The 22,861-nt window shown below is 45.0% G+C and carries 22 protein-coding genes; 13 read left to right on the forward strand and 9 right to left on the reverse strand.

Going from position 1 to position 22,861, the window contains the following annotated elements:
• Window positions 1-112 precede the first annotated feature (112 nt).
• The gene (locus QUA74_RS08365) at window positions 113-1,441 is read right to left on the reverse strand and encodes a pitrilysin family protein (protein WP_333326938.1); all 1,329 of its coding nucleotides are present in this window, start codon (window positions 1,439-1,441) and stop codon (window positions 113-115) included.
• A gap of 223 nt (window positions 1,442-1,664) precedes the next feature.
• On the opposite strand from QUA74_RS08365, the gene QUA74_RS08370 reads away from it, so the two are divergent.
• From QUA74_RS08370 to QUA74_RS08385, 4 genes are all read left to right on the forward strand, one after another.
• Window positions 1,665-2,537, forward strand: coding sequence for an ABC transporter permease (locus QUA74_RS08370; RefSeq protein WP_333326940.1), 873 nt, complete (start codon window positions 1,665-1,667; stop codon window positions 2,535-2,537).
• Window positions 2,538-2,912: 375 nt separating this feature from the next.
• Window positions 2,913-3,122, forward strand: a complete 210-nt coding sequence (locus QUA74_RS08375; protein ID WP_333326942.1) for a DUF2997 domain-containing protein — start codon at window positions 2,913-2,915, stop codon at window positions 3,120-3,122.
• Window positions 3,123-3,162: 40 nt separating this feature from the next.
• The gene (locus QUA74_RS08380; RefSeq protein ID WP_193974477.1) at window positions 3,163-3,549 is read left to right on the forward strand and encodes a DUF1257 domain-containing protein; all 387 of its coding nucleotides are present in this window, start codon (window positions 3,163-3,165) and stop codon (window positions 3,547-3,549) included.
• A gap of 77 nt (window positions 3,550-3,626) precedes the next feature.
• Entirely contained in the window at window positions 3,627-4,097 is a 471-nt protein-coding gene (locus tag QUA74_RS08385; protein ID WP_333326944.1) for a ferredoxin, read from the forward strand.
• A 95-nt stretch (window positions 4,098-4,192) separates the two neighbouring features.
• On the opposite strand, the gene QUA74_RS08390 is transcribed toward QUA74_RS08385, so the two are convergent.
• The 6 genes from QUA74_RS08390 to QUA74_RS08415 all read right to left on the reverse strand — a co-directional run bounded on the left by QUA74_RS08390 (window position 4,193) and on the right by QUA74_RS08415 (window position 8,533).
• On the reverse strand, window positions 4,193-4,474 hold the full coding sequence (locus QUA74_RS08390) for a YiaA/YiaB family inner membrane protein (protein WP_333036187.1): 282 nt from the start codon (window positions 4,472-4,474) through the stop codon (window positions 4,193-4,195).
• A 360-nt stretch (window positions 4,475-4,834) separates the two neighbouring features.
• Complete coding sequence (locus QUA74_RS08395) at window positions 4,835-5,914, reverse strand: hypothetical protein (protein ID WP_333326946.1); 1,080 nt, start codon at window positions 5,912-5,914, stop codon at window positions 4,835-4,837.
• A gap of 76 nt (window positions 5,915-5,990) precedes the next feature.
• Window positions 5,991-6,968, reverse strand: a complete 978-nt coding sequence (locus tag QUA74_RS08400) for a hypothetical protein (protein ID WP_333326948.1) — start codon at window positions 6,966-6,968, stop codon at window positions 5,991-5,993.
• 56 nt (window positions 6,969-7,024) lie between these two features.
• Complete coding sequence (locus QUA74_RS08405; protein WP_333326950.1) at window positions 7,025-7,393, reverse strand: hypothetical protein; 369 nt, start codon at window positions 7,391-7,393, stop codon at window positions 7,025-7,027.
• Between the two features lie 59 nt (window positions 7,394-7,452).
• A complete protein-coding gene (locus QUA74_RS08410) occupies window positions 7,453-8,157 on the reverse strand; it encodes a hypothetical protein (RefSeq protein WP_333326952.1) in 705 nt (234 codons plus the stop codon).
• 109 nt (window positions 8,158-8,266) lie between these two features.
• On the reverse strand, window positions 8,267-8,533 hold the full coding sequence (locus QUA74_RS08415) for a hypothetical protein (RefSeq protein ID WP_006634886.1): 267 nt from the start codon (window positions 8,531-8,533) through the stop codon (window positions 8,267-8,269).
• 254 nt (window positions 8,534-8,787) lie between these two features.
• Here QUA74_RS08415 and QUA74_RS08420 point away from each other — a divergent pair, with 254 nt between their 5' ends.
• From QUA74_RS08420 to QUA74_RS08430, 3 genes are all read left to right on the forward strand, one after another.
• Window positions 8,788-9,111 carry a helix-turn-helix domain-containing protein gene (locus QUA74_RS08420; RefSeq protein WP_265234660.1) on the forward strand — a complete coding sequence of 108 codons (324 nt, stop codon included), beginning with the start codon at window positions 8,788-8,790 and terminating at the stop codon, window positions 9,109-9,111.
• 15 nt (window positions 9,112-9,126) lie between these two features.
• On the forward strand, window positions 9,127-9,816 hold the full coding sequence (locus QUA74_RS08425) for an ImmA/IrrE family metallo-endopeptidase (protein ID WP_333139673.1): 690 nt from the start codon (window positions 9,127-9,129) through the stop codon (window positions 9,814-9,816).
• A gap of 108 nt (window positions 9,817-9,924) precedes the next feature.
• Window positions 9,925-10,776, forward strand: coding sequence for a YheC/YheD family protein (locus QUA74_RS08430; protein WP_333326955.1), 852 nt, complete (start codon window positions 9,925-9,927; stop codon window positions 10,774-10,776).
• A 46-nt stretch (window positions 10,777-10,822) separates the two neighbouring features.
• Here the strand turns inward: QUA74_RS08430 and QUA74_RS08435 are convergent, their stop codons facing one another.
• Complete coding sequence (locus QUA74_RS08435) at window positions 10,823-12,088, reverse strand: hypothetical protein (protein ID WP_333326957.1); 1,266 nt, start codon at window positions 12,086-12,088, stop codon at window positions 10,823-10,825.
• A 91-nt stretch (window positions 12,089-12,179) separates the two neighbouring features.
• Here QUA74_RS08435 and QUA74_RS08440 point away from each other — a divergent pair, with 91 nt between their 5' ends.
• The 3 genes from QUA74_RS08440 to QUA74_RS08450 all read left to right on the forward strand — a co-directional run bounded on the left by QUA74_RS08440 (window position 12,180) and on the right by QUA74_RS08450 (window position 14,161).
• Window positions 12,180-13,202: a hypothetical protein gene (locus QUA74_RS08440; RefSeq protein WP_333326958.1), complete on the forward strand. Its 1,023-nt coding sequence runs from the start codon at window positions 12,180-12,182 to the stop codon at window positions 13,200-13,202.
• A gap of 79 nt (window positions 13,203-13,281) precedes the next feature.
• The gene (locus QUA74_RS08445; protein WP_333326960.1) at window positions 13,282-13,773 is read left to right on the forward strand and encodes a hypothetical protein; all 492 of its coding nucleotides are present in this window, start codon (window positions 13,282-13,284) and stop codon (window positions 13,771-13,773) included.
• Window positions 13,763-14,161, forward strand: coding sequence for a type II toxin-antitoxin system RelE/ParE family toxin (locus QUA74_RS08450; RefSeq protein WP_333326962.1), 399 nt, complete (start codon window positions 13,763-13,765; stop codon window positions 14,159-14,161). The genes QUA74_RS08445 and QUA74_RS08450 overlap by 11 nt, the downstream gene beginning before the upstream one ends.
• Window positions 14,162-14,183: 22 nt before the next feature.
• Here the strand turns inward: QUA74_RS08450 and argS are convergent, their stop codons facing one another.
• Complete coding sequence (argS, locus tag QUA74_RS08455) at window positions 14,184-15,941, reverse strand: arginine--tRNA ligase (protein WP_333326964.1); 1,758 nt, start codon at window positions 15,939-15,941, stop codon at window positions 14,184-14,186.
• A 349-nt stretch (window positions 15,942-16,290) separates the two neighbouring features.
• Between argS and QUA74_RS08460 the strand changes: the two genes are divergently transcribed.
• From QUA74_RS08460 to QUA74_RS08470, 3 genes are all read left to right on the forward strand, one after another.
• Entirely contained in the window at window positions 16,291-16,686 is a 396-nt protein-coding gene (locus tag QUA74_RS08460) for a hypothetical protein (protein ID WP_333326966.1), read from the forward strand.
• A 714-nt stretch (window positions 16,687-17,400) separates the two neighbouring features.
• Entirely contained in the window at window positions 17,401-18,792 is a 1,392-nt protein-coding gene (locus QUA74_RS08465) for a malic enzyme-like NAD(P)-binding protein (protein ID WP_333326968.1), read from the forward strand.
• Between the two features lie 193 nt (window positions 18,793-18,985).
• Window positions 18,986-22,828 carry a PAS domain S-box protein gene (locus QUA74_RS08470; RefSeq protein WP_333326971.1) on the forward strand — a complete coding sequence of 1,281 codons (3,843 nt, stop codon included), beginning with the start codon at window positions 18,986-18,988 and terminating at the stop codon, window positions 22,826-22,828.
• The last annotated feature ends 33 nt before the right edge of the window (window positions 22,829-22,861 follow it).

Here is a 22,861-nt window from a genome sequence, read left to right on the forward strand (position 1 = left end):
TGACTAAAAACCCCTCGTGCGCGTTGACATTGTTTCTGCCGAATGCCGAATGCCGTTGGATGCCTCAAAACCAGAGGGATGGAAGAATTCCCCTGTTGAGGCGAAGTCAGATTTATGCTTCGTCGGGGCGAATTACCACAACACCCATTGCGTCGGGAGACAGATATTTGACGGCGGCTTCTCGGAGATCCTCGGCAGTCTGAGCTTGGATGCAGGCTGCATAGTTGAGGGCGGGAGCGATATCTCCTACCATCGACTGATAGTAACCGTACAAACTTGCCCGATCGCTCGGAGTTTCGTTACCAAAGACAAACCGATTTGCTACTTGAGTGCGGATGCGGGAAATTTCGGCATCTGTCACCAGTTCGGTTTGGAGAGTGCGGATGTGTTGGACGATCGCAGCTTCCACTGCTGCCAAGTTTTCTGTTGCTAGTTGAGCGGAAATCGAGAATACACCGCCGAGTCGCTGAGTCATGTTGCTCACCGAAATTGAGGACACTAGCCCTTTTTCTTCGCGCAAATCCTGAACCAAGCGAGTTGTGCGGCCGTGACCCAATATTGTCGCCAAAACGTCTAGGGCATACGTTTCGGACATTTCCATGAAACCTGGCACTCGCCACATCACGATCAGTCGGGCTTGCTGAAGGGCAGAGTCTACAAATTCGCGGCGGACTGTTTCTGTAAACGGCGATTCTTGGCCGTAGTTCAGGATTTGGGCTTCGGGGTGAAAGTTGCCCACAGCAGGCACATTTATTTTGTTGTTGTGTGCTGTACTTTTTGCGGCAAAACTGTCTGCCACAATTTCAATTAGTTGATCTACCGGCAAATTGCCTACAGCTACGGCTGTCATGGCCCCTGGCTGATATCTGCTGCTGTGGAAATCCCGCATTTGTTGGGCTGTCAACTGTTCGATGACGGCAGTCGGGCCGAGTACGGGTCGCTTGTAGGGCAGGACTTCAAACGCTAATTCCATCGATCGCTGATAGGTGCGGCGGCGGGGATTGTCTTCTGATCGTCTAATTTCTTCTAAGACTACCAGCCGTTCTCGATCGAAGGCGTCGTCGGGAATGCTGGCGTTGAGCAACACATCGACTTGCAGGGGAGCTAATTCGGCAAAATCTTTAGGGGCTGTGGTGATGTAGTAATTAGTGTAATCTTGGCTGGTGGCAGCATTGGTGACAGCGCCGCGTTGCTCGATCGCGCGCTCAAATTCGCCACTGGGAATGCTGGGAGTTCCCTTAAAAATCATGTGTTCTAAAAAGTGAGCCATGCCGTTAATGTCGTCGGGTTCGACGGCTGAGCCTAAATTGAGCCACACGCTGAGGTTAACAGCATCGACCGGCAAGTGTTCGGCTATGACTGTCAGGCCGTTGGGGAAATGGCGGATTGTTGGGGCGTTGAGGGGCGATCGGGAGGAGGATTTGATTAGGGTTGATGTCATTGCGCTTTTAAATTGATCTTGTTCTCTATATCTTAAAGCGTCTTTAACGAAGGGCTCGGGCATTCGGCATTAGGCGCGAAAAATGCAATTGGATATGGACGGTAATGCACGCACCGAGTTTTTTGTCTCCCGGAAGAAGTCTTGTTAACGTATTTCTGCGATCACGATCGTTAATTTATCCTAATAGTCGCCCAAGTCCTCTGTTTTGTGGTGACAGCAAAAGATGGAAAATCGAAGATTGAATAAAAACTTAGTATTTCCACAAGCAGCTTTTCAACGATTTTGGCGATCGACTTCGGGGAAAATCGGCTTAATTTTGACTGTAGCGCTGATGATCTCGGCACTCTTGGCCCCCCTACTTTCTCCTTACGATTCGGCGGTCGATCGAGATTATTTGTCGCGCTTGGTGGCTCCTAGCGCTAAACATTGGTTTGGCACCGACGGTTTGGGGCGAGATTTGTTGGTGCGGGTGTGGCACGGATTGGGAATATCTTTACTTGTCAGCCTGGTTTCTGTGGGTGCGGGTTTAATTGTGGGAGCGCTTTTGGGGCTGGTGGCCGGGTATTTTCGGGGGTTTCTGGAAATTGCGATCGGCACTTTGGCGGATATTTTGCTAGCTTTTCCTTCGATTTTACTGGCGATCGGCGTTGTTACCGTCACCGGGCCGAGCCTGCAAAGCGTAATTATCGCCGTCAGCCTCGTGCAAATTCCGATTTACATCCGCTTAACTCGCAGTATGGTGCTGTCTCTGCGGGAACAAGAATTTGTTTTGGCTGTCAAGGCCTTGGGCGCCAGCGACTTGCGGATTATTTTTCGCCACATTTTGCCGGGAAGTCTGGCGCCTCTAGTTGTACAAGCAACTCTTTCGACTGGTACGGCGACACTAGAAGCTGCTGGTTTGGGTTTTTTGGGTTTGGGCGCACAGCCGCCGGTTCCTGAGTTGGGGACGATGCTTTCTGATGCTTTTAAGGGCGGATATGCTCTTTCGTCTCCTTGGACGATCGTGTTTCCAGGTTTGCTGATTACCTTGACTGTTCTTGGTTTCAACCTTTTGGGGGATGGCCTGCGAGACGTTTTAGACCCCAGAGGGAATTAGAGGGGGAGTGGGGGAATTTATACTTTTGCCTTTTGTCTTCTTTCTGGCTTTTACCTTCTGCCCTCTTCCCTCTGCGCCCTCTGCGGTTCATCCCCTCTTCCTTCTTCCTCACTCTAAAATCTAAAATCTAAAATCTACATATATAGTGACTTGACTGCTGTCACAATCTACGCGAAACTTTACATACAACTGATGTATTGCTTCTACCTATTAATAAGTTCTGTTAAGTTGTGACTCAAAACCTATCAATTAGTCAAAATTGATATAGCGCTTTGTCAGTCAGCCAACTCTCAAGAAGCTACTTCAGGAGGCATCGTCCCTGGCTTGCTGGTGTCGGTGTCTGTTCTCAATATTCCTATTCAGTCAGCCCGCATTATGGAAACACTAGAGTTTGTGATTTATCCAGATGGCCGCGTACAGGAAACAGTCACCGGCATTTTCGGTGCTTCCTGCGCTGAGGTAACGGCTGCAATTGAAGCTCAGCTCGGCGTGGTGCTTCACCAAGAGTCAACATCTGAATATTTCACGCAAGCGCTGCATCAGTCAGCCGAAGCGACGGCCCAAGTGGCTTTTAGCGATTGGTAATTTTTTTTGTTGAGTTCACTTAATTTTTTTGGGAATCACCATGTCACACTTTAGCCAAATTAAGACCCAGATCCGCAATTTGAATTCTTTGGAAGCTGCTTTAACTGACTTGGGTATCGACTGGAAGTCTGGCCCGACTGAGGTGCGCGGCTATCGCGGCCTAACCAGCACCGCTGAGGTGGTGATTGAGCAAGAAAACGGCTACGACCTAGGTTTTAGCTGGAACGGGACTGAGTATGAATTGGTGGCTGACTTGCAATTTTGGCAGCAAGCTTGGTCTGTAGACCGTTTTCTGAATAAGGTGACTCAGCGCTACGCTTACCATACTGTGGTGAATGAAAGCGCCAAGCAGGGTTTCCAAGTTTCTGAGCAAAAGCAAAATCAAGACGGTTCTATCCGTTTGGTGGTGCAGCGTTGGTGCGCTTAATAATTTTTCGAGATTTTTGCAATCTTGTTTCATCAAAGTCCGCCCAGGCGGACTTATTTACTATTGTGGGGGTCTAAATGTCTGAGCTTTCTGGACTCGGAATAGATACAGCAAGCGATCGCTCTGGTTTAGAGCCGGAGTTGGGAGGTTTTTTGCGGGATGCGCCCGATCGCTCTGGTTTGGAACCGGAATTGGGCGGCGTGTTGCGCCAAAAAGGTGTCTATGTTGATGAGATTACCTGCATTGGCTGCAAGCACTGCGCTCACGTTGCTCGCAATACTTTTTATATTGAACCGGATTACGGTCGATCGCGCGTAGTTCGACAAGACGGGGATTCTGAAGAGTTGATTGCTGAGGCGATGGACACTTGTCCGGTGAATTGCATTCACTGGGTTGATTACACCGAACTCAAGAATCTGGAAGAAGAACGCAAGGATCAGGTGATTCCTGTCGTTGGCTTTCCCCTGGAGTATGCGACGATTCGGGCCCGTGGTCGCCAGCGACAAAAGAATAAGTTGCGCGATCATAAGTTCAAAGGTAGCCATTGAAATCCCCAATTCCCATCCACAGCTTGAACCCTGTGGCTCAACAAACAAAAACAGCCCGCGCGGGCTGTTTTTTGTATACATTGTATAATTCAAGTTTATTTGAGAGGATGGTGCTCTGCGAGAATTTTCTCAACTCTAGCTTCGTCGATTCTGGCAGTTAATGTTGTTGCCTCGTTGTTATCGCGAATGGTTTTTGCTAAAGTAAAAGACGAGCCGACTGAAAAAGTTAAACCCATACCCATAAAAGCTTTTTGCCAGGGGTCTACCTGTAAATAAATGATACCTACAGTAGTTGCGGAAAGGGCAAGAATAAAAGAAACCCAGCACTGAAGTATCCAAGCATTAGTATCTTTTTGACGTATGATTTGTTTCTGCATAGTGCCTCTAGATCAAATATATCTTTTGGTGGATTAACTTAAAGCATAGAGAGTGCGAATGAAGCGGTCAGGAGAGCAGGGGACAGTTTCGATAAGTGAACAGTGCGATCGAACTTTTTACTAAAAACTATAACGCTGTAAATAGGGTTTGAGGCTCTCGAAAGACTCGCAGCGAGTGGACAGTTTGAAAACTCCACTAAGGAAAGCTAGTTTTTTCTCAAAATAGCGTAAGGTGCGCAATGCGCACCCTACTTCTCCCACTCCGCCTCCGCTAAGGAGAGTTTGACTTTTGAGCGGTTTCAACCGCCCACTCTTATCTACTTTGTTTGTGTAGCCCCGGTTTCAACCGCCGAGTCTTATCTACTTATTTTTTTGCTGAGTCTTCGCTTGTTCGATCGCAATTTCCCTGACTGCTTGCAAAGAACTCAAATTCGATGAGCCCTCAATCGCCTTCACCGCCAAATCTTGAACCTGTTTCAAAGCAGAATCCAGTTGTTTCGACAAGCTAGCAAGGCGCGCATCTTGATTTTGAATTGTCTGCAACATCCCTTGAATTTGCAGTTCATAATTTTGCTTTTGCCCTTCGATATCTTTAGCAGACAAATCAGCCTTAACTTTAGCTTGATAATTGCCAATATTGCGGCCGTTATCTTTCCCGTTCTTGATATTAGCTTCCAGTTCTTTCGGGAAAGCTTCTACCTTAGCTTTCACCTCAGCATAAAGTTTTTCGCGTTCCGAAATAGATTTTTCGCGTTCCGCCCACTGTTTCTCCTGTTCTTGTTGAAACTCTTCGATTTCTTGATACAGCCTTTTCTGGCGCTGTTCGTATTCTTCGATGTCCATATCTCGCTGAAGATTCAAATCGTAACTATACAATTCTTCATCCCGCTGGCGAGCTTTTTGGTGAGTCTCATTGCGTTCTTTAACTGCCAACTTTTGCAGTTCCTGCTCTTTTTCCCAAGCTTGCCGACATTCCAACAATTCCTGTTCAACAGTTTCGCGCTGTTCGCTGAGTTCGCCAGCAAAAGTTTTCGCGCTTTCTTCGTACTGTTGAATTAAATTGTCCAGCGTATCTTCTGCAACATCTTCTAAACTGTGCAACTCTTGCAGTTGTTGAATTTCATCGCCCACAGTGCGTCGCAATTCTTCGACTTTAGCAGCTTCCGAAGTTAACTTTTCAGACAACTCGCTGACAGCGCCACCAAAGCTAAATTGCAGTAAGATTAAATTGTCGATGGTAGACTGCATTTTTTGTGGATTTTGAGTTAAAGCCATTGGTTTCTTTGCCTCCACAATAGGTTTTTCGGGGACTGCTGTTTGCTTTTGGGAAGCGTTTAGCTGTTGGATTTGCGATTCTAACTGCGCTTTTTCTTGCGCTGCTTCCTTGTACGCTTCTAGAATTTCAGCCTTGGTGCTTTTGTCGCTAACTCTTTTGTTCATGACTTTTCATTCCTTAATAGTTGGGAAAATTTCTGTCATTTTTTCGCAAGGTGCGCCTTGCACACCTTACTGGGTTTTAAGCTTTGCTGGCAAAAGCTTTCATTGCCAAATCTTGCGCTTGTTTCATCGTGGCTTGCAGTTGCGCGGAAATTTCGGCGATTTGTTCGGTTTGTCGCCCAATTGTCTGCTGTAAAGATTGGACTTTCAATTCATATCCTTGCTTGCTTCCTTCCCACTCTTTCTCCACTAAATCTGCCTTGACTTTAGCTTCGCGGGAAACTTCTTGAATTGCTTCTTCTTTGGCTTTGACATAAGCCTGTTTGAGTTCTTCTTCAAATCCGGCGGCTTTTCTTTGATTCTCTTCAAACTTCGCTTGATTGTCGCTGAGGACTTTTTCCCGTTCCACCCAATTTTTTTCTTTTTCGCGGGTAGATTCTTGCAAATGCCGTTCTAGTTTACGCTTCGTTTCTTCGTATTCGTCGGTTTCGATTTGGCGACTGCGCTGTAATTCGTATTGATAATCGGCTGTTTCTTCCTGCCGCTTTTTAGTTATGAGTGCAGCCTCTTCTTGAACTGCTGCCTCAAATTCTTGCTGGTCTTTTTCCCAAATTTTGCGTTTTTGGGTCGTGTCTTTTTCGATAATTTCGCGTTGGTTAGCAGCGTTTTGTTCGAGCAGTGTCAATTTTTCTTGGTGCTCTTGAGTTAAAATGTGGAGGGCGTCTGCTACAACTCTGATTTGCTGCAACTCTTGCAATTGTTGGGCTTCTATTTCGATCGCGCGTTTTAATTCGTCTAATTTTGAAGATTCCGCCTTCAGTTTTTCGGAAAGTCCGCTGGTGATGCTGCCGAAATCTAATTGCAAGTCAGCCAAGCCTTTGACGATGCTGTCAATTGTGTAGGTGGAAGCGACTTCGAGGAGTTGTTTGTTTTTGGCTTTTTCGGCTGACTCTTCTTTGGTTTCTACTTTGGATTCGATCTTTTTTTTGTCTGCTAAAATCTGCTGAAAGTTTTGCAAAATTTTGGCTTTGCTATCCTTGGCAGTTGCTATTGTCATAATGTTTGCTTCTCCTGATTATAACTTTTCGACACTTGTGAATGAAAGGTTTTCTGTTATTCTAAGTTGCGGAGTTGGCTGAGAATGGCTCGGTATTTTTTGGCTGCGTCGGGTTTTTCTTCGGGATTATCGCTGGCTAGAGTTTTGAGAAGTTTCGAGCAGCGATCGCACCGATTTCCTTCCCAGCAGCCGCACTCATCAATTATACTCAAAAGTGCGCCTTTTAGCAATTGATTTTCCGCTAACAAAGCTCGGTAATTTCGCTGAACCGATTCGGCAACTAAAGTCATGTGCTGGAAGTCTTCGGTGAGACTTTCGATGTCGTTAACTGCGTCTGCCCGAATTTGGTCGAGCAGCTCAAGATTCTCTTTCAAACGACTTTCTTGCAGGTTTGGTTTGGTTTTCAGCTTGGTTAATTTCTTCATTTCACTCTGTTGTAACACTTATGGTAAAGGCGCGATTTAATCGCGCCTTTACAACAAAATTAGAACAAGTCAGCAGTTAATGGGTCTTCGGCTGGCGGTAGCGACATACTGCCGTTGGAATTCAAAGCCATAGCATCGCTTTCACCCCCAGCGTGAGCAGCCATCAAGCAGGCAACTTGCTGCGCCGGCAGGTTATCTAAACACACCATAGCTTTTGTTCCTTCTAAGTCAATCATCCGCGATTGATTGCTAGAATCTGACAAAACTGCTGCGGCTTGGTCGATAACCGCCCAATCTTTCCGCTCGTTCCAAGACCATTTCAAGCTGTAGTAGTTGATCGGTTTTACTACTCCGCTGTCGTCTGGTTTCTGACCGGAATGCTTGACAAATTCGGGAATAAAAATCCCGGTTGCAGGCTCTACGCCGCGAGATTGAACTGATGCTACCAAGCGGTTAAAATCGTTCAAGCTGCGGTTTTTGATGTAGGTCACCATGACAACTCCTTGCGGCAATTCGCCACTTTCTGCGACAAACCACAGTTGACCCCACAATGTGTGCGAAGTTTGACCGAGGGAACCGAAGAATTTGGAGAATTTGAGGATTGTCATGGAACACTTGGAACCGTAGTCTGTATCGCCGATCGCCCACTGGCCACTTTGGCAATTGTTACGTACTGCGATCGGGATTTCCGGTACTAGCAAAGCATTGCTCGGTTTGGCACCAAATACTGAAAATGTAGGTCTTTCTTGTGTTTTAGTAGTCATTGTTCGTTTTTCCTTAGTTATTTATTGCTGCTTGACCGGGAATTGGTAATTGAGAATTGGTAATTGGTAATCCGTTAAATCTCGTACATTGCTCGTGGCCGAACTTCGATTACCTAATGAGATGTGTTGTCGCTTTTGGTTCTGGATAGGTATACTCAAGCATCGCCTCTTGTTGAGCTTTGATAATCCGCAGCGCGGCGAGCAAATGCTCTAATGTTTCTAGGTGCGCTGGGGTGAAGTGGATGCTGAAGCCTTCGCCATCCCGCGCGTAGCCGGGACAAACCAGTGAGGCTGAGCTTTGTTCTTCGTGGGTGGCGATGTATAGCCAGTCATCGTCTTCGAGCTTGTAATGCGTGTCTGTCCAGGTTCTCAGCATTTGCGATCTGCTCCTCCTTATTTGCTGCGTACAAGCGTTTTGACGCCCAGCGCTTCTCACTCCTCTGAAGTTGACGACGCTATATGTAGCGTGTGAGCTAGGCTAATTTGCACCGTTAACTCTACCAGTCCGGGTTTGTTGGTTGATTAAACCGTCAACTAACCTCATGGTAGCGCGGGTTGATTTTCCCGTCAAGTCTTTTGTTGAACTTTTCATCAAAACAGGCTAGAATGCTTGTCAGGAGGCGAAAAACCGTGGAACAAACATTTGGAAGACTGATCCGTCAAGCTCGCAAGGACAAAGCTTACTCACAACGTGAGCTAGCAGCTATGCTAAGTGTGGACTTTACTTATTTGTCGAAGTTGGAGAATGATCGAGCGGATTATGCGCCCAAAGAGGACGTAATCCGATCGCTAGCACGGAATCTAGACATAAACGAAGAGGAATTGATTTTCTTGGCCGGGAGGCTGCCGCAGCAGTACGAAGCGCTGCTGAAGCAGAATCCGAAGGAAATGCAGGCTCTTTTCCGCCGGATGCAAGAAAATCCAGATTGGCTCAAACAATCTTTTGAAGCGTAAGAGAGGCCCCTCATAGTGAGTATTTTTAAACCGTATTGCTTCTATCCCAAAGAAACGATCGAGCGTTTGGCAAATGACATCTTGATGCAGATGCAGAAAACGCAAAATTTTGCTCCGAGATGGCCTTTTGATGCGACAACGGTTGCTGATTTTCTGGATTTAGGCGTAGTTTGGGAGTGCATTGAGCCGGATGAAGAAGGTGCGATCGCGGCGAGGATTTTGCCGCAGCAGCGGTTAATCGAAATCAACGAACAGATTCTCGAAAAACCGCCCGGTTTCATCGAATCGACGATCGCCCACGAAATCGGCCACTGGGTGCTACACGTCAATCAAGACGAAGCAGACGGCACTGTGGAACAGTTAGAATTAAACTTAGGCAATGAAGGAAAAACGGCGTCTGATGTCGAGGAACCGTTTGTTTGTCGGGGTGCGAGTGCTGATAATAAGGTTTTGTCGATCGAATGGCAAGCGCAATATTTTGCAAGCTGTTTGTTGATGCCTCGGTGTATTTTGGAGGAAAAAAGACAGGGACGCGATTTAACTAAGTGGTCGCATTTATACAAAATGAGAGATGAATTGGGAGTGAGCATTTCCAATTTAACAAACCGCTTGCAAGAATTCGATTGGATTTACATTCCCAAGGGAACGCGCGAGATTTATGCCGGGAAAGATGCCGCAAACGGACAGCAGCGGTTGTTTGGATAAAAGTGCGATCCTCTTCGAGGGCTGCGCTAACGAATTTGAGGTTTGAGATTTGGAAGCCATTCTCTAATCTCAAATCTTTAAAATTCATTTATCATTAAGTTCACTTTTATGCTAACCAATATTGAAATCCTGCTTGCAGCTTGTGAGGAATTAAATATTCCTTACGAAATCCTGCATCCTTCCCAAAACTTGATTAGACTCAAACAGGGCGGCGAAGAATATTATTTTGTCAATTACATGACGCCATTTAACAGCGCGTCAGTAGCAGAGATTTTTAAAGACAAAGAATATACTTATCAACTCTTAAACGGCAAAATAAATACTCCCAGAACTCTCGGTTTTGTCTCGCCTCACTGCGAGGAGAAGTATAAAAAGTATTTGAGTTTCCCAGATATTGAATCAATAATTATAGAAGTAAACAAAAAATTCGCTTTCCAGGTGATTCTCAAAAGAAATCGCGGTGCTGGTGGCAACAATGTTTTTTTATGTAAAACTAGAGAGCAAATTAAAGAAGCGCTAGAAATTATATTTAACGTCAACAGCAAAGATTATGACTATGTGGCGCTAGCTCAAGAATATATCGAAATAGCCCACGAATATCGGGCTGTATTCTGCAAAGAAAAGCTAGTTTTGCTGTACGAGAAAGACAAATCTCAGGCTAAGTTTGCGGGTAATTTAAGCCCGCTGCACTGGGAAGGTGCAAAGGCAAAACATATAATTAACCCCAATCTAATGTCGGAGATTGAAGATTTTGTTAAACCTGTTTTTGCTGAAATTGCGATTAATTATGCTGGGCTTGACATAGCGCTAGATAAAAACGGAGCATATTGGTTAATTGAAATTAACTCAAGTCCCAATTACGATATATTTGTCAGAGATAACGATCGCCAAATTGTCGTAATAATGTTTAAAGACATTCTGGATACCTTGGTTGTTAACAAAACGCCTTATTTGAAATGAAGAGTTGAGTAACAAGAACCTTAACCCAACTTACATATTTTGAATTTCACTCCATTCCTTGAAAATACCAGTAAAGATTAGCAACAGTTAAATCATTGACTTCTTGCCAACTTGAGGGGGCTAAAGCTTTATAGCCAGAGGTATTGGCTTTTTCACTGATATAAAATTCGTGATGTTGACGCAAGCTAGGTTTGATCAAAAATCGTAATTGATCCAGTAGCGATTTGAAGTGGGATTTTTGCTGCAAGTTTTCGTAGAGCGCAATTTCTTCTGGTTCTGCCACTATAGCAACTTCTTGATTAGTATTTGAAACTGGAGTCGTTTCCATATTTAAACTAGCCAATTGTTTACGCTCATCAGCCGATAAACTTAGCATCCAATCTACCTGATTTTGCCAAGAGTTCAAAACTACTAGATCCTGATTATAAATCCGTGTGATTTCTGGAAATATAAAATCAATTTCATCTTTTGTGCAGCGCTCAATAACGGTGAGAATGTCTTGGCGTATTCTTTCTTGGAGGTGGGAAAGGGAATTACTTACAGACGCAGGCTCGTTCAGCAATTGATAAGTTAATGAAATTGTCTGCTCAATTGCCCAAGCACATTCAACTCTACGAAGATAGCCAACTGCACAAGTGGCTTTGAATAACTCAGGATTATTATAGTCAGCTAAAGCATTAGCTAAAATGTGTTGTGCACTTGTTAAGGTAGAATTTCTGGTATGTTTATCTTCCATTAATAAAGCATCTTGAATTAGTCTCTGTGCCATCGCAAATTTGTGATAAGCTTGACTTAAGATTAAACGATGGTGCTCAAAAATAGTGCTTTCAGCTAACAGTTTAATTTCAGCAATAACGTCTGCTTTCTGGTCTTTTAGCAATGCCTCTATACTAATAAAACCATGTGTAACTGTTAGCTTCAATTCCTTAATATCTTCCCTCATTTTTAAGGTCTGATGAAGGTTAACGGCTGACATTGCAGCTATGGCCACCACGCCGACACCAATGACGGCAGTAGATGCTGACAGAATGCCCACATTAGCCGAAAGAGATTTTAAGCCATACTCAATCACATCTAGTCTTCTGTAAGTTTCTTTAGAAATCAGATCGGTTTGAACCATTTGCGCTACACCTAATACAAAATCTGGAATAGCGAACAAGGGCTCGGCAACCATACCAATTGCCGAACCTACAAAGTGACCTGTTGCTCTGTCTCTAGCAATTCCCAATAATACTCCTGCACTATTCTTCACGACTTCATAAGTGCCGGAGATGATACCAGCCTGTATGTGAGGAGGAAACACAAAAACCATATTTTTTTACCTGACTAGCGATTAATGTTACACATTATAATATATTATATGATTATGGTTAAATCTGTCAGTCTACAGTGGAATTACTTAGATGAACGAATTCATGCAAGCATTTCAGAACATCGCCCAATCTGCGGCTGTCGTCGCGGCGGATGATGATAAATCCTTAGAAATTAAGAAATCTGCTACAACCGTAATTAAGTCTGTCCAGCCTGGGTTTGATGAATTGAGGGAATCAGCCACCAGACTTGAGAAAGTTGTGCAAAAATGCCGGAAAGATATAGATCATGCTGAAGACGTTTGGACTTGCAAACTTGGGATTGTCCAAGCTTCAAAACAGGAAATATGGCAACAGCTTGGGGAACTGAGCGGCTGTCATGTCAGAATTAATGAACTAGGCGAGCAATGTCAAAATTCGGCGATTGATAAATCTCAAGATTATTGGGATAAAATATTTGATGTCCGCGTTAAACAGAAGTGGTTTATTGATGCAGCCAATAAACAAAAAAAAGGAATTGGCTGGAAAGAAAAGGATGATTTTATTAAAGATATTCCCATCGTTATGAATCTTGTTTGTATGGAAATCGATCAAATCATTAAGCGCAGCCTAGGTCTAGTTTATCAAGACCTTAGCACGATCAACTTAAAAGTGCTTACCCAGTATTTCCAAAATTTAGATAAGCAGACAAAAGATGTGTTGAAGCATCAGATGAATTTAACTTTTAGCGACATAGCAAATAAATTTGAGCAGCCGACAGTTTACTTGCCTGAGAACACCAAATCACTGAGGTCTGAACTTATTTCGGCTCTGGATAATTTATCCAAATACCGTTTAGGTGATCTTTTCTGGGAAGAGGTGGTAAATTTAAAAAAGCAGGTTTCAACCGCGATCGATAATTTCATCAATTCCATCTTTGATGACAGATTAAAAGTAGGAAGTCAAGCTTTGGTTCAAGCCATGATATTTTACAATGAATTTTTAGAAAAGCAAGATAGATATCAGAAAGAAACACCTGCACAACGTCAGGCTGAAAGAGCCTGGATTGATTCGCAATGGACAGAAATTCAGAGAGTGGAAAAAGGTATTAAAATAATTCTAAATTCTTCTCCATAATTCCTTAAGCTACTGTTATTGTACTAGAGCGCACTTCTTCACACGCTAAAATAAACTTAGTCACAATTCCATGAAAAAAATGACAACACAACTACTAGAACTAGAGGGAACGTGGGAAGAAATTCTCGCCCAATCAGCCAAATTTGCCGATCGCCGAGTTCGCGTTATTGTTCTTGCGGATGAGGAACCGCTGAAGTCAGCCGAAGACTGTTTTCGTCAAGGATGGCACGAAGCAATGACAGGAGACACTGTACCGCTTTCTGAACTGTGGGAAGGTATTGATGCAGTGATCGAGATGATGGAGTCTCTGCCAGAAACTTTACAGCAGCAAGTGGCAGAATACTTGAAAGAGTATATCGCAGACTTAAAAGATGAGCTTCAATGGGAACAATCTTTCGAGAAAACGCAACCGCAACTTGTGGCTGCTGCCCAACGCGCAAAACAAGAAATTGCTCTTGCTGACGAACCTTTGAAGTCAGCAGAAGAGTGTTTTCGCCAAGGATGGCACGAAGCAATGACAGGGCAGACTGTACCGCTTTCTGAACTTTGGGAGGGAATTGATGCAGAATAATCCTCTTTTAAGGCAGATTATACCTACACGAGAATTTCAACGCGACTTGCGGGCTCTATCTAAAAAGTACCGCCATATTCGATCGGATGTTCAGCCGATCATTGAAAAACTACAAGCTGGAGAGTTGCTGGGAGTTCCGATACCTGGGATTGGTTACGAGATATTTAAGGTGCGTGTTAAAAACAGCGACATTCAAAAAGGAAAAAGCGCTGGATATAGATTCATTTACTACCTTCAAACAATGACAATCGTTATCTTGATTGCCATTTATTCAAAATCAGAACAATCAGATATTGCCGCCGATCGAATTTTAGAAATTATCAGCGAATTTAATGAGTTGATTGAAAAGCCAGGAGAAACAACAGAAGAAATACAAGATAAGGACTAAAGTCCTCACTACCAACCTTAGATTACATCCTTTCTAACACCTTAATCCCCAACAACTCCAAACCCAATTTCAAAGTCCTCGCCGTCAAATCGCACAAAATTAATCGCGATGTCCGCAACGGTTCCTCAGCTTTCAAGACCGGACATTGCTCAAAAAATTGATTGAACTTTTGACTCAATTCAAACAAATACTGACAAATTCGATTGGGCAACAAATCCCCGCCTACAGCATTCACAACTTCACTCAACTGCAATAAATGTTTGGCTAAAACTAACTCTGCATCAGATTGCAAGATTACTTTCGCACCAGCATCTAAATTATCGAAATCAATCTCACCTTTGCGGCGAATTCCCTGGACGCGCACGTAAGCATACAGCATATAAGGAGCGGTATTTCCTTGCAATGCGAGCATTTTGTCGTAACTGAAAATATAGTTGCTGGCGCGATTTTGACTTAAATCGGCATACTTAACGGCACTCAAACCAACTGTTCGAGATACGTTAGCAATAAATTCCTCAGTTTCTTGTCTTTCTTCGACTTTTAATCTCTCTTCCAAATCTTGGCGCGTGCGGACGATCGCCTCATCTAACAAATCCTGCAACCGCACTGTATCCCCAGAACGGGTTTTGAGTTTTTTGCCGTCTTCTCCCAATACCAAACCGAAGGGAATGTGGACAATCTCGACATCATCAGGAATCCAACCAGCTTTTCTGGCTACTGCAAATACTTGGGCAAAATGGTTTGCTTGTCCCGAATCGGTGACATAAATTAACCGCTTTGCATTGTCTTTTTGGATGCGGTAGCGCACTGCTGCTAAATCTGTTGTGGCGTAATTGTAGCCGCCGTCGGTTTTTTGGACGATTAGCGGCAGTGGTTCGCCTTCTTTATTGGTAAAACCGTCTACAAAAACGCATTTCGCGCCGTCACTTTCTACTAGCAAACCTAGATTAGTTAAATCTTCGACTACTGCGGGCAATAATGGATTGTAAAACGATTCGCCGCGTTCGGTTAATTTGATATCGAGCAAGTCGTATATTACTTGGAATTCGCGGCGCGATTGATCGCACAGCAATTTCCAAGCGCGACGGGTGTCTTCGGCGCCTGCTTGCAGTTTTACTACTTCTTGGCGGGCGGTTTCTTTGAAGGTTTCGTCTGCGTCGAAGCGCTGTTTTGCTTGGCGGTAAAATGCGACTAAATCGCCTAAATCTAGGGCGTCAGCAGTTGTGAGGGCTTCGGGGTGAACTTCGCGCAAATATGCGATCAGCATTCCGAATTGGGTGCCCCAGTCGCCGATGTGGTTGATTCTGAGTACGTCGTGGCCTTGGAATTCGAGGGTGCGGGCGATCGCATCTCCGATGATTGTCGATCGCAAGTGCCCGACGTGCATTTCTTTGGCGATATTCGGGCTGGAAAAGTCGATCGCGATTGTCTGAGGCGTTTTCGCCGGTTCAATCCCCAAACGCGAGTCGCCAGCGATCGCACTAATTTGCGCTTCCAAATAAGCCGGTTTCAGCTTCAAATTGATAAAACCGGGCCCGGCGATTTCTGGGATTTCGCAGATGTCAGTAATATCTAGGTTTTCGATAATTGTCGAGGCGATCGCCCGTGGGGGCTTTCCTAACTTTTTCCCCAAACTCATCGCCGCGTTGCACTGAAAGTCGCCAAAGTTGGGATTGCTGGCGGCGGCTAGCATCGGATCTGCACCTGCATAACTTTCGCCGAATGCAGCGGTGAATGCTTTTTCAAATTTTGCTTTTAACTGTTGGGCGATCGAGTTCATCTTGAATATTTTGATTGGATGTTTATTTTAAACTCTAGATTAAGCACTTTTTGCCAATAATACTCTTACTACTTAGGTAATTTCCCTCTGTCTCTCTCCCTCTGGCCCTTTCCCCCTCTCCTCACCTACTAGGAAATTTTGTACTTAGCTTTGAGCTGGTGATGCGATCAAAATCGCTCACCGTAATAGCACAGAGTACATTTTATCACAGTTGCGATCGCTACACAAATTAAAAAATGTCACATCAAGTCCATGATCTCGATCGCTAGATCATTTTGTTAAATCCCTTACATTAAGGTATGTTAAAATTTTTTCAATGCACCCAAAAATCCTACGAAAGGAAGTAGTTATGTTATCTCAACCTATTTTTGGCGATCGCTCTCTGACCCAAGTCTTTTATCAAGCAGTAATCGCTCGCTTCTACGACGGTTTCAGTCTCTCCACCCAAGCACTATTACGAGAGTGTACCCTTGGCTTCGCTCCTTGTCCCGATGGAGTCAAAACCTTTTTCATCATCGCGCCGAGTCTGGATGCAGCAGAGCAACTAATGGAAAAAATGGACAGTATTTTGGAGCGAGTTGCCGAACTCATGGCTGGAGTCGGACAAGTTGCCCTGTGCATAGTTCCCCCCGGCAACGAAGCAGAGCAACCGGTCGATCTGCAAGACTTAGAAAAAGTTCCCCCAGATTGTCTGGCTTGCAAATTCTTTACAATTATATGGGCCGATGCTGCGGCGGATCGATAAAATTGACAGTTAGCAACCAGCAACTAAACACGGTTCGGCCCAAGCTGTGCCAGTGGTGGCGCGGGGTAGATTGTCTGTTAGTTACAGTCCCTGGAATTATCGGGCAAAGCGTGTAGGTAATTCGATCGTTGGCAAGGTTGCACTCGCAATCCTTGGCAAGTGTCAAACAAGCAGACAAAATATATATCAAAAGCCCGCTTGTCAGTCGCTCAAATTTTTACCTGCCGGCTCCAACAGCCGTGCATCTACTTTTTACATTCCCAATAAAGGCCACCAAAAAGCCGCATCAACTCTCCTGGGTGTCTCGCTTCAAAAGACAGCAGCAGGAATTAGGCGGAATCGCTGGAACATAAAGTTTTGCGAAATATCGGCTCATGTTCAGAATAAGCAGAAATATTCTCAAAAATAGATAAGAGTTCCGCAGGTTTACCTCAGAAACCCGGTTTCTAGCCCCGCGCTTCCTATTCGCGGTTCGCTGGGAAATTGACAAAAAATAAGCTGTTTGTGGAAGAGTCACTAGCTAGAAACAGAGCAAAGCTTTACTCAAAAAAAGAGCAGTTTTCCAGCGACACCCCTGGCAGTGCAGAGCGATCGTACCACAGGCTCATAGAATTTGTTAAAAATTTTAGTTGAAAATTTGAATTATTAAATTTTATGCCTAACATTGGGGATAAAATCTAAGATTGAAATTCTCAAATCTGAAATCAAGGCATTATGGTAAAACTGACACCAAACCCCAGCTTTAGTTTAACAATTCGGGTTGCTCTGCCGAATCGGCCGGGAATGCTGGCAAGCGTCACCAGTGCGATCGCATCTGTCGGCGGCAACTTCGGTCAAATCGACTTGATCGAGCAAACCCGCGCCACTACCGTTCGCGATATCACCGTCGATGCTTACAGCCTCGAACACAACGAAGAAATATTGCAAGTAGTGAAAGCGCTGCCGGATATCAAAGTGATCGACGTGTACGATCGCACTTTCAACTTGCACCGCGGCGGAAAAATCAGCGTAGTTAGCAAAATTTCCCTCAAACGCCAGTCAGATTTGGCAATGGCATACACCCCTGGAGTCGGCCGCATCTGCACTGCGATCGCCAATGACCCCCAACAAGTTTATAACCTCACAATCAAACAAAATACTGTTGCCATTGTTACCGACGGTAGCGCAGTTTTGGGACTGGGAAACCTCGGCCCTGCCGCCGCGCTGCCAGTCATGGAAGGCAAAGCCATGCTATTTAAAGAATTTGCAGGTATTGACGCCTTTCCTATCTGTTTGAATACCCAAGATACCGAGGAAATTATTCGCACAGTGCAGAATATCGCCCCGGTTTTTGGCGGCGTTAACCTCGAAGATATTTCTTCTCCCCGCTGCTTTGAAATCGAAGCAAGATTGCGGGAAACCTTAGATATTCCGATTTTTCACGACGACCAGCACGGCACTGCGATTGTTAGTTTGGCAGCATTAATTAATGCCTTGAAACTCGTCAAAAAAACAATAGAAGAAGTGTGTATCGTGATTAACGGAGCAGGTGCGGCCGGAGTCGCGATCGCCCGCTTGCTGCGTAAAGCAGGTGCAGAAAACATCATCATGTGCGACTCCAAAGGCGTTCTCTCCGAAGACCGCACGGATATGAACCCAGAAAAACTAGAATTTGCTGTGGCTTCGAGCGGTACTTTGGAAGATGCGATCGCCGGTGCCGATGTATTTTTAGGAGTCAGCGCCCCCGGGGTAGTCACCCGATCGATGGTGCGTTCGATGGCCGAGAATCCCATTGTTTTTGCAATGGCAAATCCCATTCCCGAAATTCAGCCCGAATTAATTATGGAAGATGCGGCGATCATTGCCACCGGACGTAGCGACTACCCGAATCAAATTAACAATGTTTTGGCATTTCCGGGGATATTTCGAGGTGCTTTGGACTGCAAAGCTGCCACGATTACGACCAGTATGTATTTGGAAGCAGCTTATGCGATCGCCTCTTTAGTCAGTCCTTCCCAGCTTGACAAAGAGCACATTATACCGTCTGTTTTTGACGAAAGAGTTGCCATTGCTGTCGCCGGTGCAGTGCAGTTGGCCGCCCGCTCCGAAGGTATTGCCCGCGATTAATTGAAGAAAGAAGGAAGAAGGAAGAGGGCCTTCTTCCCTCAACCCTCAGCATCCATCCGTTAAATCCGTTAAATCTCTTATACAATCTGTTGCTGAACTTCCTTCTTCCCTCTTCCTTAATGAAGGATAAAAGTTACACTAATAAACAAGATAAAAAGATATAATTAAATAACTTAAGCCCAGCTATGTTCAGATGCAAAGCCAGTTAGGAAAAGCCAAGCGCGATCGCTCCCGCCGCCAATTGTTAGAACTAAGCCCGCTCGGGCTGGCATTGTGCCGGACAGACGGGACTTTTATCGACGTAAATCTAGCTTTTGCAAGTATTATCGGCCGCACAGTTGCAGAAACTCTTCACATCAACTACTGGGAAATTCAGCAAACGCAGTGCGCGGGCCGAGAAAAATATCTACCAAGTCAAGCAAAAAATAGCTGCACGGGCCTGTGCGAAGCAGCATACAAACATAAAAACAACCATCTCGTACCCGTGCGAGTTTCTGAGCGGACAATTGAAACAGGGGGAGAGTGCGCGATTTGGCTGAGCGCTGAAGAAATCTTTAATTCTGAGCCTGAAAATAGCGATCCGCTGGAATCAGCGCCGCCGGAGTGCAATTCACATCTGGAAAAATTGCTGACAAAGCAGACTGCCGAACTGGAAAAAACTCAGAAACTACTCGAAGAAAAAATCGCCGAACTGGAACAGGCTCAAGAAAGATTGCGTCTCCAAAGTCAAATTATCGACCAACTTCACGAGTCGGTGATTTCAACAGATATGGACGGCTTGATCGGTATGTGGAATCAAGCCTCCCAAAAGTTATACGGCTATCAAAAAACTGAGGCTATCGGACAGCACATTTCTCTAATTTACTCCCCTGAACAGCACGAATTTTTGTTAGATCAAGTCATCAAACCGCTACCAAAAGAAGGCGATCCTGAAATAGAAGTTATCACACGCCGTAAATCAGGAGAAAATTTTTACTCGCACCTAATGCTTTCGCTATTGAAAGACAACACGGGAGAAGTTGTCGGGATGATTTGCTGTTTAACAGATCTCAGCGATCGCAAAGCTTTAGAACAAGAATTAGCACAGAGACAAGCACTATTTGATGCCTTTTTTCAAGAGGCGCCTGCGGGACTTTGCATTTTGGACTCCCAACTGCGCTACGTGCAAATTAATCAATTTTTAGCAGAAATAAATTGCCTGAGTCCAGCAGAGCACATCGGCAAGACTGTACGCGAAATATTGCCAAATATCGCTCCAATAATAGAGCCTTTGTACGAACAAATTTTGAGGACGAAACAACCCTTAATTAACATCGAGATGAGTGGGGACAATCCAAGAAAGCCGGGGTTTGTGCGACACCTGACAGGCTCTTATTTTCCCCTGCTCGACCAAGATGGCGAGGCGTTCGGCATCGGTGCAGTCATAATTGACATTACCGATCGAAAACTTGCAGAAGCTGCGCTGCAAAAAAGCGAACAGCTTTACCGCACTATGGCACGCAACTTTCCTAACGGCGCGGTGATGTTGTTCGATCGAGAAATGCGCTTCACCCTGGTAGAAGGTAGAGAATTAGCAGCAGTCGGGCTTTCCAAAGAATTGATGGAAGGCAAGACAATCTGGGAAGTATTCGAGCCAGATTTTTGCGGTGTCCTCGAGCCAAATTATCGGGCGGCACTGGCAGGAGAAACAGTTGTTACAGAATTTACTTATCGCGATCGCATCTACCTCGGTCATACTTTGCCAGTCAGAAACGAACGGCAAGAAATCATCGGCGGATTGCTAATGACTCAAAACATTACCGCTCGTCAATTAGCAGAAGAAGCGCTCAGGGAAAGCGAGGAAAAATACAGGTGCATTGTCGAGACAGCAGACGAAGGAATTTGGATGATAAATACGGAGGGTAACACTTCTTTTGTCAACAACAAAATGGCTGATATGCTCGGCTGCACTCCAGAAGAAATGATCGGGCAGTCGCTATTTGCTTTCATGGATGCAGAAGGCATCGCACTCGCACAAGCCAATCTCAACCGCCGCCGTGAAGGAATTCGCGAACAGCTCGATTTTAAGTTCCGTCGCCGAGACGGCAGCGACTTGTGGGCGATAGTTTCTACTAATTCCTTGGCAGACAAACAGGGACGCTATGTGGGCGCTTTGGCAATGGTTGCCGACATTACCGATCGCAAGCAAACAGAAGCCGCCTTGCAGCAGTCGGAATCCAAATTTCGATCGCTCTACGAATTAACCAGTTTGCCCGTTTTGATGTTATATGAAAAGGCGATCGCAGATGCCAACACAGCCACCCTAAAACTATTTGGCTGCACTGCCCCGCAACAGTTGTACGGAAAAAACCCCGCCCAATTGTCGCCTCCTTTCCAACCCAACGGCAGAGATTCTTTGAGTTTGGTTAACGAAATGATGGATCTCGCCTTTGAGCGGGGAAACCACCGTTTTGAGTGGGTTCACCAGCGCTTAGACGGTACTGATTTTCCTGCAGAAGTCGTGCTGACAGTCATCGAAGTTGGAAATGAAAAAATTATCCAAGCCGTCGTCCAAGATTTAACCGATCGCAAACTTGCAGAAGAAACATTAGTGCGATCGGAACAAGCGCTCAGGCAGCAAGCTCAGCGAGAACAACTGCTCAATCAAATTGCCAACCAAATCCGCACTTCTTTAGATTTAGACACAATTGTAGAAACCGCCGTTCAAGAAATTCGCAATTTGATACACCTAGATTGGTGCATCTTCACTTGGTATCGCCCCAACAGCAATTCTCCGGTTTGGGACGTAACTTACGAAGCGAAGAATGCAGATTTGCCGAGTATACTGGGCACTTATCCTGTAGACCACAAATCTAGTCTCGCAGTGGGACAGATTTTGCGGCGAGAAATTCTGCGAATTGATGATGTCAGCACTTTTGAAGATGTAGAATTGCGCGAAGTTTTGCAGGGTTCCAATTTTAATTCAGTCCTGTCGCTGCCAATTTATACTGCTTCCGGGGATATTGGGGCGATTACGTGCTATCAGGCTATGTCCGTGCGAAATTGGAGCGACTCTGAAGTCGAACTGATGCAAGCGGTGGTCGCTCAAATTGCGATCGCGATCGACCACGCCGAACTCTACACCCAAACCCGCACGGCGGCCCGATTAGCTCAAGCTCAAACTCAACAACTAGAACAAACTTTGCAGGATCTCCAACGCACCCAAACTCAATTAATTCAAAGTGAAAAAATGTCGAGTTTGGGACAGTTAGTCGCAGGTGTCGCCCATGAAATTAACAACCCGGTTAATTTTATTTATGGCAATCTCAGCTACACCAGCGAGTACACTCAAAACTTGCTAAAAATGCTGCAACTTTACCAGAAAGAATACCCGCAGCCTAGCGCCAGAATTGTAGATGCAAGGGAAGACTTTGAAATTGATTATCTTATTGAAGATTTACCGAAAATTTTAGCATCTATGAAAGTCGGAGCCGATCGCATCCGCGACATAGTTTTGAGCCTGCGGACTTTTTCAAGACTTGACGAAGCTGAAAAGAAACAAGTTGACATTCACGAAGGCATTGAAAGCACGCTGCTGATTTTGCAAAACCGCCTGAAACATAAAGCCGATCACCCGACAATTAATGTGATTAAAGAATACGGTACGTTGCCTTTAGTTGAATGTTATCCCGGTCAGTTAAATCAAGTATTTATGAATTTGTTGAGCAATGCGCTAGACGCATTGGAAATGGAGATGAAGGAATCCGAGCGCAACGCCAAAAATCTCTCAATTACGATTCGCACCCAAGTAACCGACAATAACAGCGTTGCCATATCGATAGCTGACAGCGGTCCAGGAATGAGCGAAGATGTGCAAAAGCGCTTGTTTGACCCGTTTTTCACTACTAAACCCATTGGCAAAGGAACTGGCTTAGGATTGGCTATTTCGCACTCTATTATAGTAGAAAAACACGGCGGCAAACTTTCTTGCACTTCTTTATTGGGAGAAGGTTCCGAATTTGCGATCGAGATTCCTCTGCGGCAGAAAATAAATTAAAACCTTTTGCATTGGTATCATATCATCTCCGGT

Origin of the sequence: Microcoleus sp. LAD1_D3 (genome assembly GCF_036702135.1) — a bacterium.
Classification (GTDB): domain Bacteria; phylum Cyanobacteriota; class Cyanobacteriia; order Cyanobacteriales; family Microcoleaceae; genus Microcoleus.

What these genes read in the sequence shown, in the direction of transcription:
- QUA74_RS08400 (WP_333326948.1), bottom strand. Translation starts at nt 6,968, where the DNA reads ATGACAATAGCAACTGCCAAGGATAGCAAAGCCAAAATTTTGCAAAAC.
- QUA74_RS08450 (WP_333326962.1), top strand. Translation starts at nt 13,763, where the DNA reads ATGCAGAATAATCCTCTTTTAAGGCAGATTATACCTACACGAGAATTT.
- QUA74_RS08465 (WP_333326968.1), top strand. Translation starts at nt 17,401, where the DNA reads ATGGTAAAACTGACACCAAACCCCAGCTTTAGTTTAACAATTCGGGTT.
- QUA74_RS08370 (WP_333326940.1), top strand. Translation starts at nt 1,665, where the DNA reads ATGGAAAATCGAAGATTGAATAAAAACTTAGTATTTCCACAAGCAGCT.
- QUA74_RS08395 (WP_333326946.1), bottom strand. Translation starts at nt 5,914, where the DNA reads ATGAACAAAAGAGTTAGCGACAAAAGCACCAAGGCTGAAATTCTAGAA.
- QUA74_RS08380 (WP_193974477.1), top strand. Translation starts at nt 3,163, where the DNA reads ATGTCACACTTTAGCCAAATTAAGACCCAGATCCGCAATTTGAATTCT.
- QUA74_RS08470 (WP_333326971.1), top strand. Translation starts at nt 18,986, where the DNA reads ATGCAAAGCCAGTTAGGAAAAGCCAAGCGCGATCGCTCCCGCCGCCAA.
- QUA74_RS08405 (WP_333326950.1), bottom strand. Translation starts at nt 7,393, where the DNA reads ATGAAGAAATTAACCAAGCTGAAAACCAAACCAAACCTGCAAGAAAGT.
- QUA74_RS08460 (WP_333326966.1), top strand. Translation starts at nt 16,291, where the DNA reads ATGTTATCTCAACCTATTTTTGGCGATCGCTCTCTGACCCAAGTCTTT.
- QUA74_RS08415 (WP_006634886.1), bottom strand. Translation starts at nt 8,533, where the DNA reads ATGCTGAGAACCTGGACAGACACGCATTACAAGCTCGAAGACGATGAC.
- QUA74_RS08435 (WP_333326957.1), bottom strand. Translation starts at nt 12,088, where the DNA reads ATGGTTTTTGTGTTTCCTCCTCACATACAGGCTGGTATCATCTCCGGC.
- QUA74_RS08440 (WP_333326958.1), top strand. Translation starts at nt 12,180, where the DNA reads ATGAACGAATTCATGCAAGCATTTCAGAACATCGCCCAATCTGCGGCT.
- QUA74_RS08445 (WP_333326960.1), top strand. Translation starts at nt 13,282, where the DNA reads ATGACAACACAACTACTAGAACTAGAGGGAACGTGGGAAGAAATTCTC.
- QUA74_RS08410 (WP_333326952.1), bottom strand. Translation starts at nt 8,157, where the DNA reads ATGACTACTAAAACACAAGAAAGACCTACATTTTCAGTATTTGGTGCC.
- QUA74_RS08430 (WP_333326955.1), top strand. Translation starts at nt 9,925, where the DNA reads ATGCTAACCAATATTGAAATCCTGCTTGCAGCTTGTGAGGAATTAAAT.
- QUA74_RS08365 (WP_333326938.1), bottom strand. Translation starts at nt 1,441, where the DNA reads ATGACATCAACCCTAATCAAATCCTCCTCCCGATCGCCCCTCAACGCC.
- argS (WP_333326964.1), bottom strand. Translation starts at nt 15,941, where the DNA reads ATGAACTCGATCGCCCAACAGTTAAAAGCAAAATTTGAAAAAGCATTC.
- QUA74_RS08390 (WP_333036187.1), bottom strand. Translation starts at nt 4,474, where the DNA reads ATGCAGAAACAAATCATACGTCAAAAAGATACTAATGCTTGGATACTT.
- QUA74_RS08385 (WP_333326944.1), top strand. Translation starts at nt 3,627, where the DNA reads ATGTCTGAGCTTTCTGGACTCGGAATAGATACAGCAAGCGATCGCTCT.
- QUA74_RS08375 (WP_333326942.1), top strand. Translation starts at nt 2,913, where the DNA reads ATGGAAACACTAGAGTTTGTGATTTATCCAGATGGCCGCGTACAGGAA.